Raw genomic sequence first — 16,037 nt, 5'->3', positions numbered from 1 at the left:
TTGGCAGCGCTCGGCACGGCGTTGTAGGCTCGAAGGAAGATAGGAACTACGACGCCTGGATCGATCTCGGTCCCAGCACGACGCCGCAAGATGGGCCGATCCCGCGTGTTAGTTCTCGAAGTTGATGTCAGCAGGGTCGACGTAATCGCTTGCTAAGCGGGTCCGCGATTTGTCACAGTCGATGTCGATGTCGCTGGCGATCGGAGTCGATGTCAGCAGCTTGCACTTCTCTCGAAGTGGAGGCCGGCAGATGGCGGGTGAGAGTCCCCCGGACCTGAGCCTCGTCCCCGAGCCGTTGTGGCGGGAGGCGGAGCGGCGCGCTGCCGTGATCCGTCCGCCCGCGGCGCTGCCCTCATGCCCCGGCGATCGCCATGGTCGTGCGGCCCGCGCCGATGATGGCTTCTCGGCTTGGGGCATTCGCGAACACGGAGGGCCCGTCGCGCGCGATGACGGGGATGTCGGGGAGCACGTTCCTGATCTCGACGATTGGCTGGGCCGCGTCCGCCCCGAACAGGATGACGGATGCAAGGCATGGGATAGAGAGCGCTTTGGCGAACCCCGCGAGCGCGCCCGCCGTCTTCCGGATCGTAGTCTCATCGTTCGTCGGGCACGGCTCACCATCGGGTCTTGAATATCGGCAAACAGGATCATGACGTCAGCGGCCAACAGTTGAGGCATCACTTAACTCCCGCTGATGAAGATGACGGCTTTGGTGATAAAAGCTCCTACGGACTCGCCGATAACATTTGCTAAGGGCCAGCACTTCTGGATCAACGTAGCAAGATCTACATTCTTATACTTGATCAGTACCGACGGGGGCGTCCTCGGAGGAGATGGTCTCGTCTGGGCGATCGCGTCGGCGCAGCGCCAAATACGCGCAACCAATCGCTGCCGTGATGAAGCCGGCTGCGGCGCCGACCGCTACGCCCCAGCGGGGACCAAACTGGTTTGCGATCCAGCCGACCAACGGCGCGCCGACCGGCTGTCCGCCGAGGACGATCGTGAGCAGCAGGGCCATGACGCGCCCTCGCATCTGCGGTTCCGTCGAAAGCTGGACCAGACTGGTCGTCGATGTGGTGACCGTCTGCGACGCGGCTCCGACTACGGCCAGCGCCGCGCCGAACAGCAGGGGCGTCGGCAGCACGGCCCCGGTGGCGTAGGCGCAGCCGAAGACGAGCGCGCCACCAATGATGAGGGCGGTGGTGGGGCGGCGGCGTCGCGCGGCGAGCAGCGCCCCCGCGATCGATCCGATCGCCATCGCCGAGGTGAGCAGCCCGAACCCGCGCGCCTGGAGGTGGAACGTCGAGGCGGCCATCGTCGAGATGAAGATCGGAAAATTCATGCCTAGCGCGCCGAACACCAGCAGCATCGCGAGCAGCACGATCAGATCACGCCGGCCGCGGACGTAACGGAGCCCTTCGACGAAGCTCCCGCTTTTCCGCTCCGGCCGGTCGCGCGCGACGAGGTCGCGGGTCCGCATCAGCGCCAGCGACAGGAGCACGGCCACGAACGAAGCGGCGTTGATCGCAAACACCCAACCCGAGCCGATGCCCGCGATCAGCAGTCCGGCGATCGCCGGGCCGACCAGCCGTGCGAGGTTGGCCGAGGTCGAGTTGATCGCGACCGCATTGGCGAGGTCGTCGTCGCCCACCAGGTCGGCGACGAAGGTCTGGCGGGCCGGTGCATCGAACGCGCTCGCGCAGCCGAGCAGAAGGGCGAACACATACACATGCCAAGTGCGCACCCAACCGCCGATCGTCAGGATCGCGAGGCCGAGCGCGAGCAGACCCATCGCGGCCTGCGTCGCGAGCAGCAGCTTGCGACGGTCGATGTAATCTGCGGCCGAGCCGGTCCAGGGCAGCAGCAGAACCTGCGGACCGAACTGGCAGGCCACCACCAGCCCCACCGCCGACGCATCGTGCCGGGTGAGCTCGGTCAGCACCAGCCAGTCCTGCGCGGTGCGCTGCATCCAGGCACCGACGTTCGATGTCAGCGAGCCGGCCGACCAGAGCCGGAAATTGTAGTTGCGAAGCGATCGAAGCGCGCCGCTGCTTGCGTCTGTCATGCGCCGGCGCGGTCCAGCAGCGCGACGATTTCTGCGACCGTGCCCGTCTCGCCGAGCCGAGGAAAGATGCGGTCGACACTGTTGGTATGCGCCTCCGCGCTCGTATCGGTCATCGCGTCCACGGCCAGCGTGACGTTGAAGCCCAGATCGAACGCCTGACGCGCGGTCGTATCGACGCCGATGCTCGTGGAGACGCCGGCGAGGACGATCTGCGTCACGCCGCGACGTCGCAGCTCCTGCTCCAGCCCGGTGCTGGTGAACGCCCCCCAGCTACGCTTGGTGATTACGATGTCTTGCGGATCCTGGCAGAGTTCCGGGAGAAGATCGAGCGCCTCGGGCGGCAGCTCGCCCGTGCGGCGCGCCTGTTCGGTGCGCCCCGGCGCACCGCCGGCGACGTTGACCAGCACGACGGGCAGACCCTGCTCGCGAAAGGCGCGGGCGAGGTCGGCGGCGTGGCCGACCACCTCGGCGAGCGGCTGAATGGTTGGATAGGCGGCGATCCCCTTCTGCAGGTCGATGATGACGAGCGCAGTGGTCGGATCAAGCGTGGCTATGGACATCGGTTTCTCCCGAAAAGGTGCGAGGGTCAGGCGTCTGCAATGCGCCTGAGCAGGGTGAGGGCGCTGGCGAGCCGGCGCAGTTCGTCGGGCGCCAGCTCCCGGTCGATGATGCGGACGAGCCAGTCCTGCCGCGCCGCGCGGTCGACGGTCACCCGGTCGCGGCAGGCCGGCGTGAGCGACAGGAGCGTCTGACGACGATCGGCCGGATCGGGCTCGCCGCTGACGAGACCGGCAGTCTGCAACACGGCCACGGTGGCGCCCATCGATTGCGATCTCACCCCTTCGGCTCGGGCCAGTGCGCTCGTGGTGAGAGGACCATCCCGGTCGAGACGGGAGAGCGCCGCGACCTGCGAAGGCGTCAGCTCGGTCGGGTTGGCCTGTTCGCGCAAACGACGCCTGAGCTTGCTCAACACCGAGCGCAGCTTCGCGGCGAGCGCATCCGCGTCCATGTGCTCGGACTCGTTACGGGAACTTAACATGACAGAGAGGTAATAACACCAAGACAACCTGTGAAGGATGCCTTCATAAAATTAAATTTGATTGCATTCGATTCCGGACCGGTCCGCTCTGACACTTCCGGCCGGCCCGCACCTGTTTCCCGGCGACCTTCCGCGCGGCATCGGCACCGACGTGTCAGGAACTCGACCTTTCAGGTCGGTGCGCGCGCCACCAGCGCATCGGCCTTCTCGCGATAGACGCCCACGAGCAGAGCCTCGCGGCTCGGGAAGTGAGGGTAAAGCGTACCGCCCACGCCGGCCGCTTTCGCAATGGCGTTGAGCGACGCTCCCGGATTCCTGGATCAGCTCAAGTCGTACTAGCCAAAGGGCGAAAAGTGGGAGCGTAGCCGTCGATGAGCATCGCCCAAGCAAATGTCCGCTTTACCAGGCTGCGCTCCCACAACCGGTCGGACGGGAAGCCAACCAACTGACGACGTTCGCTGACACTGGCTTTGACACGCAGCTGACATCGACTTTGAAAACCGACACCGCGCTTCGTGTGAGCGATGCGGCTGACGGGTAAACGAGGGTTTTCGCGACAGACGCCATTTGGGCTCATCTCAGTGCGCCGGAGCGTAGATAAAGCCGTCGCAAAATCTGTGTCGAGGAATCGCAGCTCGTGTTAGTTCCGCGACATGCTTCTTGGCTATGCACGAGTCTCTACCGACGATCAGACGGACGCTCTCCAGCTTGACGCATTGAAGGCGGCGGGCTGCGAGCGGACGTTCTCAGATCGCGCATCGGGTGCATCGGCCGATCGCCCCGCTCTGCGAGACGCCATCAGCCATGCGCGGCAGGGCGACACGCTGGTGGTCTGGAGGCTGGATCGGTTGGGGCGATCACTTCCCCATCTCATCGAGACCGTGAGGTCGCTCGAAACGTCCGGGGTCGGGTTCCGCAGCCTGACCGAGCATCTCGACACGACAACGCCCAACGGTCGGCTGATCTTTCACTTGTTCGGCGCGCTCGCCGAATTCGAGCGCGAGCTCATCCGTGAGCGCACGAAGGCGGGCTTGGCGGCTGCGAGGGCGCGAGGGCGCAAGGGCGGCCGACCAGCGAAGCTCAACGCGGAGCGCCTTCGGATGGCCCAACGCCTGCTGAAGGACTCGGAGTCGACCGTTTCCGAAATCGCACGAACGCTTGGAGTTCACCGTTCGACTTTGCACAAGGCGCTTTCAGCGGAAACTATCAGGCAGAGTGCTGTAAGTGCTCGAAATAAAACGGCGGCGTTAGCCGCCAGGGGAGAAAAGTAAATTGGCCGCTCCCTTGAGTGAAGCGCTCGCAACCTACTGTTCGGACACCCGAGCGTTGGAGGCGCTTCCGACTTCAACCGAGACGACGTTCTATCCGGACGTTCGAACACTGCTGACGGCCGTGCTCAAAGCCGAAAAGCTGCCTTTCGACGTGCGCACTGGAACGTCTGAAAAGGGCAAGACCAGCCACGATATGCCGGACTTCGTGCTCGGGGACGGCGCATTGTTTGTGGGGGTATACGGCGAGGTCAAGCGCGCCAGCACCGGCTTGGACGACCTCGCCGTCTCGACCGAGCAGAAGGATCAGATCGGACGATACCTCGCACAAACCGGCGTCGTGCTTCTGTGCAACGTGCGTGGATTCGGCCTGCTTGTTTGCGATCCGACCTACCTAAGGGACGGGGTGACACCTGTACCGCCAGAGAAGCGCTTGCTGCAGAAGACCGTCGATCTGTGGTCTGCCGTCAGTGGCGGTGCAAAGCCGAAGGTAGATGCCGAAGCGATCGTCGCGCTTATCGACATAGTCACCCGCGCGGTGACCGATTTGGCGCGCATCGGGGCGCCTGCCGATCTGGCGAAGATCCTCGCGCGCCAGGCGCGCGATGCGAAGGACGTGCTGCCGGATGATCTGAAACCCCTCAAGCCGTTGCTCGATGACTATCGCCAGGCGCTTGGTTTGGCCTTCGATGTCGACGACGAGAAGGGCGCACGCTTCTTCCGCTCATCGCTCGTGCAGTCCGTCTTCTATGCGCTTTTCGCGGCATGGATCCTCTGGGATAAGAAGGCCAAAGCAGACGCATCGTTCGACATCGACGACGCCCACAGCTTTCTACCGATCCCCTTCCTGGACGCGCTGCTGCACGACATCCGTCACCCATCGCGCATGAAGCACCTCGGGCTGGAGCCGCATCTTGCCCGCGCCATCGCTACGCTCAATCGCGTTGACCGACCACTGTTTCGCGGGCGGATGACGTTTCCGACCATCGATGGCGAAAGCTCGATTGCAGCGATTACCTATTTCTACGAACCCTTCCTCGAAGCGTTTGACCCAAAGCTGCGGGAGGATTTGGGCGTGTGGTACACGCCGCCCGAGATCGTTCGCTACCAAGTGCGTCGGGTTCATTATCTGCTGAAAGCCGAGCTTGGTCGCCCGCGCGGGCTCGCCAATCCCGATGTGATCGTCCTGGACCCGTGCTGCGGGACAGGTGCCTACCTCCTGGAAGTCGCGCGCTGCATCGCCGAGGAGCTGATTGCCGAGGGGGACGCGACGACCGTCGGCCTGGAGCTGACGACCGCCTTTCAGGATCGGGTGATCGGCTTCGAGATTCTGACCGCGCCGTTCGCGATCGCCCAGCTTCAGCTCTACCTGCTTCTTGAGCAGCTTGGCGCTAAGCCCGATCCGGATCGGCGGCTCGCAGTCTTCCTGACGAACGCGCTGTCGGGCTGGCATGAGCAAGGCGATGTAAAGCTCAACTTCCCCGAAATGCGCGAAGAGTTCGACGCTTCGCAGCAAGTGAAGCGTGATGCACGGATCATCGTCGTCTTGGGCAATCCGCCTTATGACCGTTTCACCGGGGCAGCCCAGGCCGAGGAAGCCGAGCTGGTTGCCCACTACAAGGGCATCAAACTCGTTGAGCAAACGAACAAGGATGGCACGGTCAAAATGGATGGATTTGGTCGTCCGTTGATGAAACAGCGCGGTAGCAGCCGGGTATACGAGGAATTCGGGGTCAAGAAGCAACTGCTGGATGATCTATACATTCGCTTCATCAGGCTCGCCGAAGAACGCATTGGCCTCGCCGCCGAATACGGCGTCGTCTCCTACATTTCGAACTCGTCGTACCTGACCGGCCGTTCCCACCCCTTGATGCGGCGATCTCTGCTCTCGAGTTTCGATGCGGTCTGGGTGGATAATCTCAACGGCGATAAATATCGCACGGGCAAGATGATCCCCAAGGGCCTCCCCGGCGCGGGCTCCCGCGATGATAGTGCTTTCACAACCGAGATGGATCCACGTGGGATTCAGCCGGGTACCGCAATCGTCACGTGGATTAAGCGTGCGGGAGAGGCGACTGCACCGACTACGACGGCCGTCCGGTATCGCGACTTCTGGGGCACGGCGGCTTGGAAGCGCCAGGCGCTAATCGCGAGCCTCCCCAACGGGAATGCCAGCACAGCCGACATAGCGCCAACTTACGAAGACATCATGCCGAGCGCGGAAGGTCGCTGGCGCTTGTCGCCGCGCGTTATGGAAGGCGGCTTCGAGGCCTGGCCTGCATTGGACGAGGTGTTCCCCACCAAGTTCCAAGGTGTGAACCACAACCGGGGCGTTGAAGGCGGAGTGATCGACGCCAGCGCCGCAACATTGGCGACCCGCCTAAAGAAATACTTTTCTGCCCAATCGTTCGCCGTTGCTGCTCTAAGCGTTCCCGAAATAGCGGCACCAAAGGCACGCTATAAGCCGGAGCGCGCTTGGAGCGTCATGAAGCACGAGGGTCATTTCAAGTCGGAAAGCATAAAGGCATTCCTTGCGTTCCCGTTCGATCAGCGATCCATCTATTACGTCGATGACCATAAATGGCTGAACGAGGCCAGACCTGAGTTCTCCCGAAATCTATCAGACAACGAGTGGTTAATAACGGTTCCGGAACCTCGCAAAGAGTCCGAGGCTTGGCCATTGTTCGGCACCACCCTCGTAAACTTGCATGTCCACGAACGCGGGTCAGTTGTCTTTCCTCGAGAGACCGTCAGTGACGACCTGCTGGCCCATCGTGATGCCAATATTGCCGAGCCGGCGTGGCGCGTGCTGCGCGACCACTTCGGGCTCGCAGGCGAGCGTAGAGAGGATCACGCGCGCGCCTTCGTCGGCAAGCTGTTCCGCGTCGCCTTCGCGACGCTTCATGCCCCAAGCTACCAGTCCGAGCATAAGAGTGCGCTGTCGAGCGACTGGGCTCATTTGCCGATAACCAAGGACGCCGATTTGCTCGGCAGGCTTGTCGACGTCGGCGAACAGGTTGCCCGCTTGCTCGACGCCGACCGCGACGCGCGCGAAGTGGTAGAGGCGGTGCTCACCCCCGAGCGCGCCAAATTACTTGGCCAGCTTCGTCGCTTGGACGGAGCCAATGTCTCGGCCGACGATCTGAAGCTGACCTTCACCTACTGGGGCGGCGGTAAAGGTAAGTGGACGCCGCGCCCGTTTCTTGAGACGGAATTGCCGGCCCCAATGTGGGATGCCGCTTGGGGCGAACGAACGGGCGATCTGTTTCTGAACGCGCAAGCCCATTTTGCGCACGTTCCCGAAGCGGTGTGGACCTACCAGCTCGGCGGGTATCCGGTTCTAAAGAAATGGCTCGGCTACCGCCAGGCCGATCGACGCGACGGCAAGCCGTTGACCGAGGGCGAGCGACGGTGGCTCCGGCAGATGATCCAGCGAGTCGCTGCACTCCTTGCCCTTGGCCCAACCCTAGACAGTTTGTACCAAGAAGCGGCGACTTCAGGGTTCACTGCGGAGGAACTTGGGATCCGATACTAAAAACTATGTATAGGCGCTTCAATCTGGCACTGCTCGTCTGTAGTCCCGCGGCCTTAATCTCTGCTTACGAGCCCAGCGGCCAAGCTGCGGCTGGACACTGTTTTGGGGCGTTGCCTAACCCCTCTCGTCGTCACCTCGGCCTCCGACAAGAAGACGTACTGAAGCGTCGTCTCGCTTTCCGGGTACCCTCACCGTATGGCGATCAAGCAGTGAAGGGCGGATCGAGCGATGATTTTTGACCGCTACGGCGCAAGGCGAGGGGTGAGATGGCTCGACCGTTGACCAAGCAAAGGGACGGGGTCCGCTACGCGCGTCCTCCGGTCGTCGAGACAAATATCGATGACGCGCTCCACTCCGATCCCACCTTCCTGCCGCGCCGCCTCCTGGTCACCGACAGGGGCGCACCCGACTATCTCCGATCGGAGTGCCTCATTCACCTTATCCGCGAGGCGCACCGGGCCGGCGACGATCGACGACGCGACACGGTTCTGCCGATCCTACTCGGCCGCTGCGAGGCGATCCTGAAGGCAAAGGTCTCGGAGCAACTGCCGAATGCTGCGGCGCTTCGTGAGGAGGTTCTCTCAGAGTTCTGCGAGCTGCTGATCGCCGATGGCACGGGGCAGGATCCCGACACGCTCGACTATTATGAATGCCGCTTCAATCACGCCTTTCGGACCTTGCGGATCGACACGCTCAGGCGAGAGCTCCGTGCAACCAATCGAGCATTCGCCTTGCCCGATGAGACGGATGTCGTTGGTCCGGAAGCCGACGAAGACGCTTTTGCGCGACTGTCGGAGGCATTCAAGACGCCTGCGACACAGCAGAGCACGCTTTTCCTGAACGACCTTTGGGAAGCGATCAACGCCCTGCCAACCGACGAGCGGAAGGCCGTCATCCTTGTCCATGTCCTTGGTTACGACGAGGAGTCGGACAAGCCGGACAAGGTGACGGCGGCGACGCTCTGCGACTGCACCGGGCGGACCATCCGCAATCGCCTATCGCGGGCGGCTGAGAAGCTGGCCCGTTTCAAGGAGGACGCATGACCCCGATCCTGACCGCCGGCGCCCCGCCTCTGCGCGAGGCGCTCTATGCCCTGTCCATGGCCGAGCGCATGCCCGACGCCGCGCTGCTCGACGACGTCGTTCGACGCTATCCCTCACATGCGAGCGAGCTGACGGAGTTCGCGATCGAACTCGCGCTCGACGCTCTGCGTGGCGACGCCGCAGCCGATGCGGCCGAGGCTGCGCTCGAGCCAGCGCAGGTGAGCCCCGCCGTCTCGCGCGCTGTGAGCCGGTTTCACAATCGCCTGCACGCATTCCGTACCGCGTCTGCGACGCGCGGATCGGCGCGCCCGGCTGAGACTGCCGCTAATCCGTTCGCCGCGTTGAGCCGCGACGAGTTCCGGGGGGTCGCCCGGAGGCTCGGGGCCAACACGGTATTCGTCGGCAAGCTGCGCGACCGCCAGATTGAAACCGACACGATGTCGGACGGCTTTCGGCAGCGCGTTGCTGACGAACTTCGGGCACCGCTGGAAGTCGTGGTCGCGCATTTCGCCCTGGCTGGTGGCGCACCCATGGCGACGCGTCAGTTCTTCAAGGCCGACGCCAAGCCGGGCTACGCCGTCAAGCAGAGCTTCGAGGAGGCGGTCAGGAGTTCAGGCCTAACCGAGGCCGAGCAGCGGCATTTGTTGAGCTTGTAAGCGATGGACGGGTTCGAGACTATCCGTCTGGCCGCATTACGCCTGCACAGGGCGCTTGTCGCGCGAGGCGCCGATCCGCTCGATCCGTCGTCGCTCGTCGCCGCGGCCGTGCAGCATCACGACCTGGAGCTGGCTTGGTTGCCGCCCGGCGACCCGGCGCTTAAGAATGCGCGGGCGCTTTTCGATGAGCAGAGCGGCACGATCTGCTGCGAGATGGCCGGCGACGTCGGCACGCGAGCCCTCCTTGTGGCGCACGAGATCGGGCACGTCGAGGTCCACGCGGGATCGTCGACTTGCGGGCAGAGCGACATCGACCCCTCGCGGTCGACAGAGGCGGCCCCGGTGGGTTTGCAGCGCGTTGAGGATTACGGCGCGCGGGAGCGGCGCGAGCTCCAGGCGAACGTGTTCGCGCGGGAGTTCCTGCTGCCCCGCGCTCACGCGGCACGGCTTCACTGCGCCGATCTCCTGACTGCGTCCGCCATAGCGGCTAGGACAGGTTTGCCGCTGGCGCTCGTTCGTCAGCAGCTCTTCGACGCGCTTTTCCTGCCGCCTCCTCCCCCGCAGTCCGCGGCGGGTCAGCCATACACGCCGCGTCCCGATCCATCACAGGATCGCGCGGCCGCCCACCGTGGATCGCCGTTCCAGCTTCAGGCCGGGCCGGGCACCGGTAAGACGCGCACTCTGATCAAGCGGGTCGTCTCGCTTCTCGACGAAGGAATCGACCCGGCCGCGATTCTCGTGCTGACCTTTTCGAACCGCGCGGCTGGCGAGTTGGCAGAGCGCCTCGCGCTAGCCGTCCCCGACGCAGCCCCGCGTATCTGGATCGGCACCTTCCACGCTTTCGGTCTCGATCTGGTGCGGCGGCACCACGACCGGCTCGGACTGACGGCCAGTCCGACGCTTTTCGACCGCAGCGACGCGATCGAAGTACTCGAGGAAATCCTGCCGACGCTTCCGCTCGTGCATTATCGCAACCTCTGGGACCCGGCGATGGTGTTGCGCGACGTTGTGGCCGCCGTCTCGCGCGCCAAGGACGAAGTGACAGATCCGGCACGCTACCGGGCGCTCGCCAACGCGATGCTGGCCTCAGCCGGCGATGACGATGCCCGCAAGGCGGCCGAGAAGTGCCTGGAGGTGGCGCACATCTACGACCTCTACGAGCACGCCGTTCGTGAGCGGGGCGCCGTCGATTTCGGCGACCTGATCATGCGGCCGGCGCTCCTCCTGGAGAGCGATCCCGAACTTCGTGTCTCGGTCCAGCTGCGGCATCGCCACGTGCTCGTCGATGAATATCAGGACGTGAACCGCGCGAGCGCGCGGCTTCTCAAGGCTATCGCAGGAGACGGACAGCGCCTCTGGGTCGTCGGTGACGCCCGGCAGTCGATCTACCGGTTCCGCGGCGCCTCGTCGGCGAACATGGTCGGGTTCGGTGATGACTATCCCGGCGCCGTCACGGATCAATTGGGCCTCAACTATCGCTCCACGAAGCAGATTGTCGACACCGTGGTCGCGGTCGCCCCACGGATGGGCGCTTCGGCCGGGATGCTCCCCCTGGCGCTGCAAGCGGATCGAGGGGTCGGACCCGCAAAGCCCGACATCCAACGCTACGATACGCTCGACGACGAGATCGAGGGCGTCGCCGCGAGCGTGCGAGAGCTCGAGACCGCCGGGGTCGCTCTGCGCGACCAATCCGTTCTCTGCCGCTCTAACAGCCGCCTGAACGAGATCGCCGCGGGCCTTGAGGCGCGCGCCATCCCGGTCCTGCATTTAGGAAGCCTGTTCGAGCGGGACGAAGTCCGAGATCTGCTGGCGCTCCTGAGCCTCGCGGTCGACCCGTTCGGCGACGCTCTCGTGCGCGTGGCTGCGGCGCCGCGCTATAGCGCGAGTCTTCAAGACATCCACGCCGCGACGCGCCACCTGCGCGCCGCCGAACGACCGGCGCTGCTCGGCCTGCAAAGCCTGTCATCAGCCGCCGGCGTGTCGCTCACGGGCGCCGCGGTGTTCGCGCGCCTGGCGAGAGATCTGGACGGTATGAAGCCGAGCATTTCCGCCTGGGACTTCCTAGCCACCTACCTGCTGGACCGCACCGATCTCGCGCGCGGGATGGGCGAGGCCGCCTCAGTGAACCAGCGCATGCGCGCGGTCGCCGTGTGGCAGTTCTTGAACTTCGTGCGGGAGCAGAGCCCGACCGGCTCGGGACTGCCAATCCAGCGCACGCTCGATCGCGTCCGTCAGCTTGTCTTGCTCGCGGAGGAGCGCGACCTACGACAGGTCCCGGCGGCCGCGTTGCACATGGATGCTGTGCGACTGATGACAGTCCATGGCAGCAAAGGCCTCGAATTCGAGGCGGTCCACGTTCCGGGGCTCACCGTGTCGAGCTTCCCGGCTACAAACCGCGGCCAGCGCTGCCCCCCGCCGCGCGGCATGATCGATGGTGCGGACGGTGTCTCTGTCGCGGACGAGGCAAAGCGGGCGCACGCTCATGAAGAGGAGTGCCTCTTCTTCGTGGCCTTGTCGCGGGCGCGTACCCGTCTGCGCCTCCATCACGCGCGCAAGCAGCCGAACGGTAAAAATCGCTCGGAGTCGCCGTATCTCGGCTGGCTCCCTGGTGGCCTCGTCGACACCGTCGCGAGACCTGCTGGCTTGCCCTTGCCGGCCGGCGCGCGCCGGCCTGAGCCGATCACGGTGACACGGACGGGAGAATGGTCGCTGACCGACACCCGGCTCACGTCTTACGAGAAATGCCCGCGTCGCTACTTCTATACGCACGTCCTGGGCCTGGGGGGCGCCCGTAAGCGCACCGCGTTCACGCAGACCCATGATTGCCTCTACGAGCTGATTCGGTGGCTGGCCGACGCCCGCCGAACGGCCGAACCGACGCTCGCCGAAGCTGAAGCGGCGCTCGAGGCGATCTGGCGGGAGCGGGGGCCGGTCGAGCACGCCTTCCGCGACGACTACCGCCGACTGGCGACGCGGCTGGTCGCGGCGCTGGTGCGCGCGGGGGCGGGACGCCGGTTCCGGGACGCCGAACCTCTGGCGCTCGACCTGCCAAACGGGCGGGTGCTGGTCGAACCGAACGAGCTCGCTGAGCTGCCCGACGGCACCGTGGTCGTGCGTCGCGTGCGGACCGGGCAGAAGCGCAGCGACGAATACGACCGGCTCGAATACACGCTCTATCAGCTCGCAGCACAGGCGCGTTTCGGTGGCGGCGTCGTGGTACAGGCGCTGCACTTGACCGACGAGACGGCCGAGGCGGTGTCCGTTACGGCGGCGAAGATCGGTCATCGCCGGACCAAGAGCGACGAGATGCTGGGGCGGATCGCTGCTGGCTGGTTTCCGCCCGAGATTGATGCCGTGAGCTGCCCGCGTTGCCCGCACTTCTTCATCTGCGCCGCTACGCCTGCGGGCGCGCTCACCGTCCTCTGACGGGTCTCATCCGGCGCCTTTCCGGGTTGCCGGACCTCCATCGATCAAGGGGGTAAGGGACGGACGTGGGGCAATCGGGCCTCGCACTTCGATCCCGGAGTGCAACGCCATGACGGCCATCGACTTGTTCTACCAGGGCGAAGGGCTCGGCGAGATCCAGCATCTCGAACTCGAGCCCGACGCTACCTTCGCCATCCTGAAGCTGCGCTTAGTCGAAGCGCACGGCATCCCGCACGGGGCGCTTCTGTTCCTCGAAGATGAGGACGACCCGGTCGAGGACGCAGTCCTCGTCATAGAGCGCGCATCCCCCGCAGGGCTGAAGGTCCATGTCCACCGCTGCCGCCACGTGGAGGTCACGGTCACCTTCAACGCCGAGACCCTGGAGCGGCGGTTCTCGCCAAGCGCGACGGTGGCCAGGGTCAAGCGCTGGGCGGCCGAGCACAAGTTCGGCATGACGGATGAGGAGGCGGGCGAGCACGTGCTGCAGGTCGCGGGCGCGCACGATCGCCCCGCGCCTGGCACCCACATCGGCGCCCTGACCGACGGCAAGGTGTGCGGCCTCGCCCTCGACCTCGTCCCCGACCAGCGGGTGAACGGCGCGAGCGGGAGCGCGGCGTGAGCGGTCCCGACCAGCGCGCCTTCGAGGCGGACGTGGCGAAGGCCACGTTCCGCATCGGCCAGGTTGAAGGTCGCTGGCACCTGGCCGGAACGCTGTGGCCCCACGCCTTTATCAGCGTGACCGCGAAGGACGGGCGCGGCTACCTCCTGCGCCTCAACTGCACGGGCTACCCGCAGACGCCGCCGACCGGCGGACCTTGGGACGCGAGCCTCAACCAGGTTCTCGCCTTCGATCTTTGGCCCCGCGGCCAAGGCGGGCGGGCATCGGCGGTCTTCCGCACCGACTGGAAGGGCGGAACCGCCCTTTATCTACCCTGTGATCGCGAGAGCTTCGTAGGTCACGAAAACTGGCGTCACGAGATGCCGTCGAAAATCTGGCGCCCGGCTGCCGGGATCGTCCAATACCTGGAGCTTGTCCATGAACTTCTCCATTGCCGGGACTATGCGCCGCCTCTTCGCGCCGCGGCATGAGCTGTCCTGTTCCTGGTTCCTCTGGCGACGCCTCCTCGCCCGGTTGCGTGAGCGCGGCCGCAACCGCTCGCGCGAGAGTGGTGCGTTTCTTCTCGGCCAACGCCAGGGCGGTCGGGCGCAAATCGTCGACTTCGTCCTCTACGACGACCTCGACCCGCACTGCCTTGACAGCGGCATCGTCCGCTTCGACGGACGCTACTTCAGCGAGCTCTGGGCGCTCTGCAAAACGCGCGGCCTGACAGTGGTTGCTGATGTCCACGTCCACCCTGACGGATCAGGCCAGAGCGACTCGGACCGGGCGCATCCGATGATCTCCCGCGCCGGGCACATCGCACTGATTCTACCCCGCTTCGCGGTCGCGCCGCAGCCGCGCCGACACCTTGGCGTGTATCGCTACGAGGGCGCCAAGCGCTGGACCACGGTGCCGCCCGACGATCGCGGTGCCTTCTTCCACATTGGCCTTTGAGGACCACGCGATGACCAACTTCGTTCCGGCCGAAACGCTGCATCGGCTCGTCAAACATGCCATCGACAGCGGCGCGGCCGAGAGCCTCGCGGATGCTGAAGCGTTGTTCCGTCGCTATCGTCTGCACATCGCAGTGCCGACCGGAGTCGAGGCCGACCCCGTGCAGCAGGCCGCGCTTCTAACCGCCGTGGCCCTCGGCCGGCGCGTCTTCCTCGGCGGCGTCACGGTCGGCGGCGGCCTTGATGCCGACTTGGCCGTACCGCTCCCGCTCGTCCGAACGCTCGCGGACGCGGTGTGCAGCCTTGGCGGGAGCCCGAGCGGGAGCGCGAACGGCGCGCCGACGGTCATCATCGGTGGCGATCCGAGCGGCCGTCGCGAAGGGTTTTGCGTTCGCACCGCCGCGGCGGGCTGGCGCGGCGGAATCGTGCCCGCGCACTCCGAACTCGTCCCTGCGCCAGGACCGGCCATGCCGCTGGCCGGGATGCTATCGGCGGCGTTGGCGGTCAACGAGGCCTACCTATTCTTGAACGGGAGCGTGCCGGCCGCGGGGCGACGGGCAGTCGGCTTGTCTTTGTGGAGTCCGGGGCCGGGGACGGACTGGCTCGCGGCCGACGAGGAGCCCGGACTGACCTATCTGCCGTCGCGGTTGTGGCTGATCGGCCTGGGACATCTTGGCCAGGCCTATCTCTGGGCGCTTGGGCTGCTGCCATTCGCTAAGCCGGGCGAAGTCTCGCTCGTTCTCCAAGACATCGACGTCATATCCCCGTCGACCGAGAGCACTTCGATTCTGACGGACGCCGGCCTGGTCGGACAGAAGAAGACCCGCGCGATGGCCGTGTGGGCCGAGAAGCGCGGGTTTGAAACGATCATCCAGGAGCGGCTGTTCGACGCGAGCTTCCGTCGACAAGCCGAGGAACCGACCGTCGCCTTGTGCGGCCTCGACAACGCCGCGGGGCGCAGGGTGCTCGATCAGGTCGGGTTCGACTTCGTCGTCGAGGCAGGGCTGGGAAGCGGTCACCGCGATTTTCGGACGATGCGCCTCCACGTCCTGCCGGGTGCGCGCTCGGCTGCGGAGATCTGGAAGGCGGCACCGGCAACGGAGACGGTCGAGGAACGACCGGCGTATGCTCGCCTGCTCGCGGACGGTGTGCTCGATCGATGTGGGATGACCTTGCTTGCAGGTAAGGCGGTGGGAGCCCCATTCGTGGGCGCGGTTGCGGCTACCTTGGCCGTCTCCGAGGTTTTGCGGCTTCTCCACGGCGGTCCTATCCACCGGTTGGTTGACCTCGATTTGCTGAGCCCCGATCAGCGGGTTGTCTCTCTTCACGCGGGAGATTTTCGGAGCCTCAACCCAGGCTTTACGCTGGCGTCTTGAATCCCGACCCCCAAACGTCTCATTTCCCAGACGGACTTTGTCGCATCTGAGATGCGTAATAGTTCTTGACGATGC

At 65.1% G+C, this 16,037-nt stretch carries 12 protein-coding genes and 1 pseudogene; 9 read left to right on the top strand and 4 right to left on the bottom strand.

Annotated elements, in window-relative coordinates; translation table 11 throughout:
- Positions 1 to 793: 793 nt before the first annotated feature.
- From ACQY4K_RS03360 to ACQY4K_RS03345, 4 genes and pseudogenes are all read right to left on the bottom strand, one after another.
- On the bottom strand, positions 794 to 2,065 hold the full coding sequence (locus tag ACQY4K_RS03360) for an MFS transporter (protein WP_428393416.1): 1,272 nt from the start codon (positions 2,063 to 2,065) through the stop codon (positions 794 to 796).
- Positions 2,062 to 2,625 (bottom strand): isochorismatase family protein, encoded by a 564-nt coding sequence (locus ACQY4K_RS03355; protein WP_428393415.1) that lies wholly within the window; start codon positions 2,623 to 2,625, stop codon positions 2,062 to 2,064. The genes ACQY4K_RS03360 and ACQY4K_RS03355 overlap by 4 nt, the downstream gene beginning before the upstream one ends.
- Positions 2,626 to 2,651: 26 nt before the next feature.
- Positions 2,652 to 3,074 (bottom strand): MarR family winged helix-turn-helix transcriptional regulator, encoded by a 423-nt coding sequence (locus ACQY4K_RS03350; RefSeq protein ID WP_428393413.1) that lies wholly within the window; start codon positions 3,072 to 3,074, stop codon positions 2,652 to 2,654.
- A gap of 200 nt (positions 3,075 to 3,274) precedes the next feature.
- Positions 3,275 to 3,397, bottom strand: a pseudogene (locus tag ACQY4K_RS03345) (TetR family transcriptional regulator); the annotation flags it as partial.
- A gap of 360 nt (positions 3,398 to 3,757) precedes the next feature.
- Between ACQY4K_RS03345 and ACQY4K_RS03340 the strand changes: the two are divergent.
- The 9 genes from ACQY4K_RS03340 (at position 3,758) to ACQY4K_RS03300 (ending at position 15,962) form a co-directional block, all read left to right on the top strand.
- The gene (locus ACQY4K_RS03340) at positions 3,758 to 4,375 is read left to right on the top strand and encodes a recombinase family protein (protein ID WP_428393411.1); all 618 of its coding nucleotides are present in this window, start codon (positions 3,758 to 3,760) and stop codon (positions 4,373 to 4,375) included.
- 13 nt (positions 4,376 to 4,388) lie between these two features.
- Complete coding sequence (locus tag ACQY4K_RS03335) at positions 4,389 to 7,907, top strand: type ISP restriction/modification enzyme (protein ID WP_428393409.1); 3,519 nt, start codon at positions 4,389 to 4,391, stop codon at positions 7,905 to 7,907.
- Positions 7,908 to 8,185: 278 nt separating this feature from the next.
- On the top strand, positions 8,186 to 8,950 hold the full coding sequence (locus ACQY4K_RS03330; RefSeq protein ID WP_428393407.1) for a hypothetical protein: 765 nt from the start codon (positions 8,186 to 8,188) through the stop codon (positions 8,948 to 8,950).
- Entirely contained in the window at positions 8,947 to 9,606 is a 660-nt protein-coding gene (locus ACQY4K_RS03325; RefSeq protein ID WP_428393405.1) for a hypothetical protein, read from the top strand. The genes ACQY4K_RS03330 and ACQY4K_RS03325 overlap by 4 nt, the downstream gene beginning before the upstream one ends.
- 3 nt (positions 9,607 to 9,609) lie before the next feature.
- The gene (locus ACQY4K_RS03320; RefSeq protein WP_428393404.1) at positions 9,610 to 13,032 is read left to right on the top strand and encodes a UvrD-helicase domain-containing protein; all 3,423 of its coding nucleotides are present in this window, start codon (positions 9,610 to 9,612) and stop codon (positions 13,030 to 13,032) included.
- A 109-nt stretch (positions 13,033 to 13,141) separates the two neighbouring features.
- A complete protein-coding gene (locus ACQY4K_RS03315) occupies positions 13,142 to 13,651 on the top strand; it encodes a hypothetical protein (protein ID WP_428393402.1) in 510 nt (169 codons plus the stop codon).
- The gene (locus ACQY4K_RS03310; protein WP_428393400.1) at positions 13,648 to 14,121 is read left to right on the top strand and encodes a DUF7665 family protein; all 474 of its coding nucleotides are present in this window, start codon (positions 13,648 to 13,650) and stop codon (positions 14,119 to 14,121) included. The genes ACQY4K_RS03315 and ACQY4K_RS03310 overlap by 4 nt, the downstream gene beginning before the upstream one ends.
- The gene (locus ACQY4K_RS03305; protein ID WP_428393398.1) at positions 14,093 to 14,587 is read left to right on the top strand and encodes a hypothetical protein; all 495 of its coding nucleotides are present in this window, start codon (positions 14,093 to 14,095) and stop codon (positions 14,585 to 14,587) included. Before ACQY4K_RS03310 ends, ACQY4K_RS03305 begins: the two co-directional genes overlap by 29 nt.
- Positions 14,588 to 14,597: 10 nt before the next feature.
- Positions 14,598 to 15,962, top strand: a complete 1,365-nt coding sequence (locus tag ACQY4K_RS03300; RefSeq protein WP_428393396.1) for a hypothetical protein — start codon at positions 14,598 to 14,600, stop codon at positions 15,960 to 15,962.
- Positions 15,963 to 16,037: the final 75 nt, after the last annotated feature.

This window comes from Lichenicoccus sp., assembly GCF_965276875.1.
In the GTDB taxonomy this organism is placed as follows: Bacteria; Pseudomonadota; Alphaproteobacteria; order Acetobacterales; family Acetobacteraceae; genus Lichenicoccus.
Note: the sequence above shows the minus strand (reverse complement) of the source record. Positions and strands in the feature narration are given on the sequence as shown.

Excerpts from the sequence above, each read along its gene's own strand:
- ACQY4K_RS03360 (WP_428393416.1), bottom strand. The coding sequence starts at position 2,065 with ATGACAGACGCAAGCAGCGGCGCGCTTCGATCGCTTCGCAACTACAAT.
- ACQY4K_RS03355 (WP_428393415.1), bottom strand. The coding sequence starts at position 2,625 with ATGTCCATAGCCACGCTTGATCCGACCACTGCGCTCGTCATCATCGAC.
- ACQY4K_RS03350 (WP_428393413.1), bottom strand. The coding sequence starts at position 3,074 with ATGGACGCGGATGCGCTCGCCGCGAAGCTGCGCTCGGTGTTGAGCAAG.
- ACQY4K_RS03340 (WP_428393411.1), top strand. The coding sequence starts at position 3,758 with ATGCTTCTTGGCTATGCACGAGTCTCTACCGACGATCAGACGGACGCT.
- ACQY4K_RS03325 (WP_428393405.1), top strand. The coding sequence starts at position 8,947 with ATGACCCCGATCCTGACCGCCGGCGCCCCGCCTCTGCGCGAGGCGCTC.
- ACQY4K_RS03320 (WP_428393404.1), top strand. The coding sequence starts at position 9,610 with ATGGACGGGTTCGAGACTATCCGTCTGGCCGCATTACGCCTGCACAGG.
- ACQY4K_RS03315 (WP_428393402.1), top strand. The coding sequence starts at position 13,142 with ATGACGGCCATCGACTTGTTCTACCAGGGCGAAGGGCTCGGCGAGATC.
- ACQY4K_RS03305 (WP_428393398.1), top strand. The coding sequence starts at position 14,093 with ATGCGCCGCCTCTTCGCGCCGCGGCATGAGCTGTCCTGTTCCTGGTTC.
- ACQY4K_RS03300 (WP_428393396.1), top strand. The coding sequence starts at position 14,598 with ATGACCAACTTCGTTCCGGCCGAAACGCTGCATCGGCTCGTCAAACAT.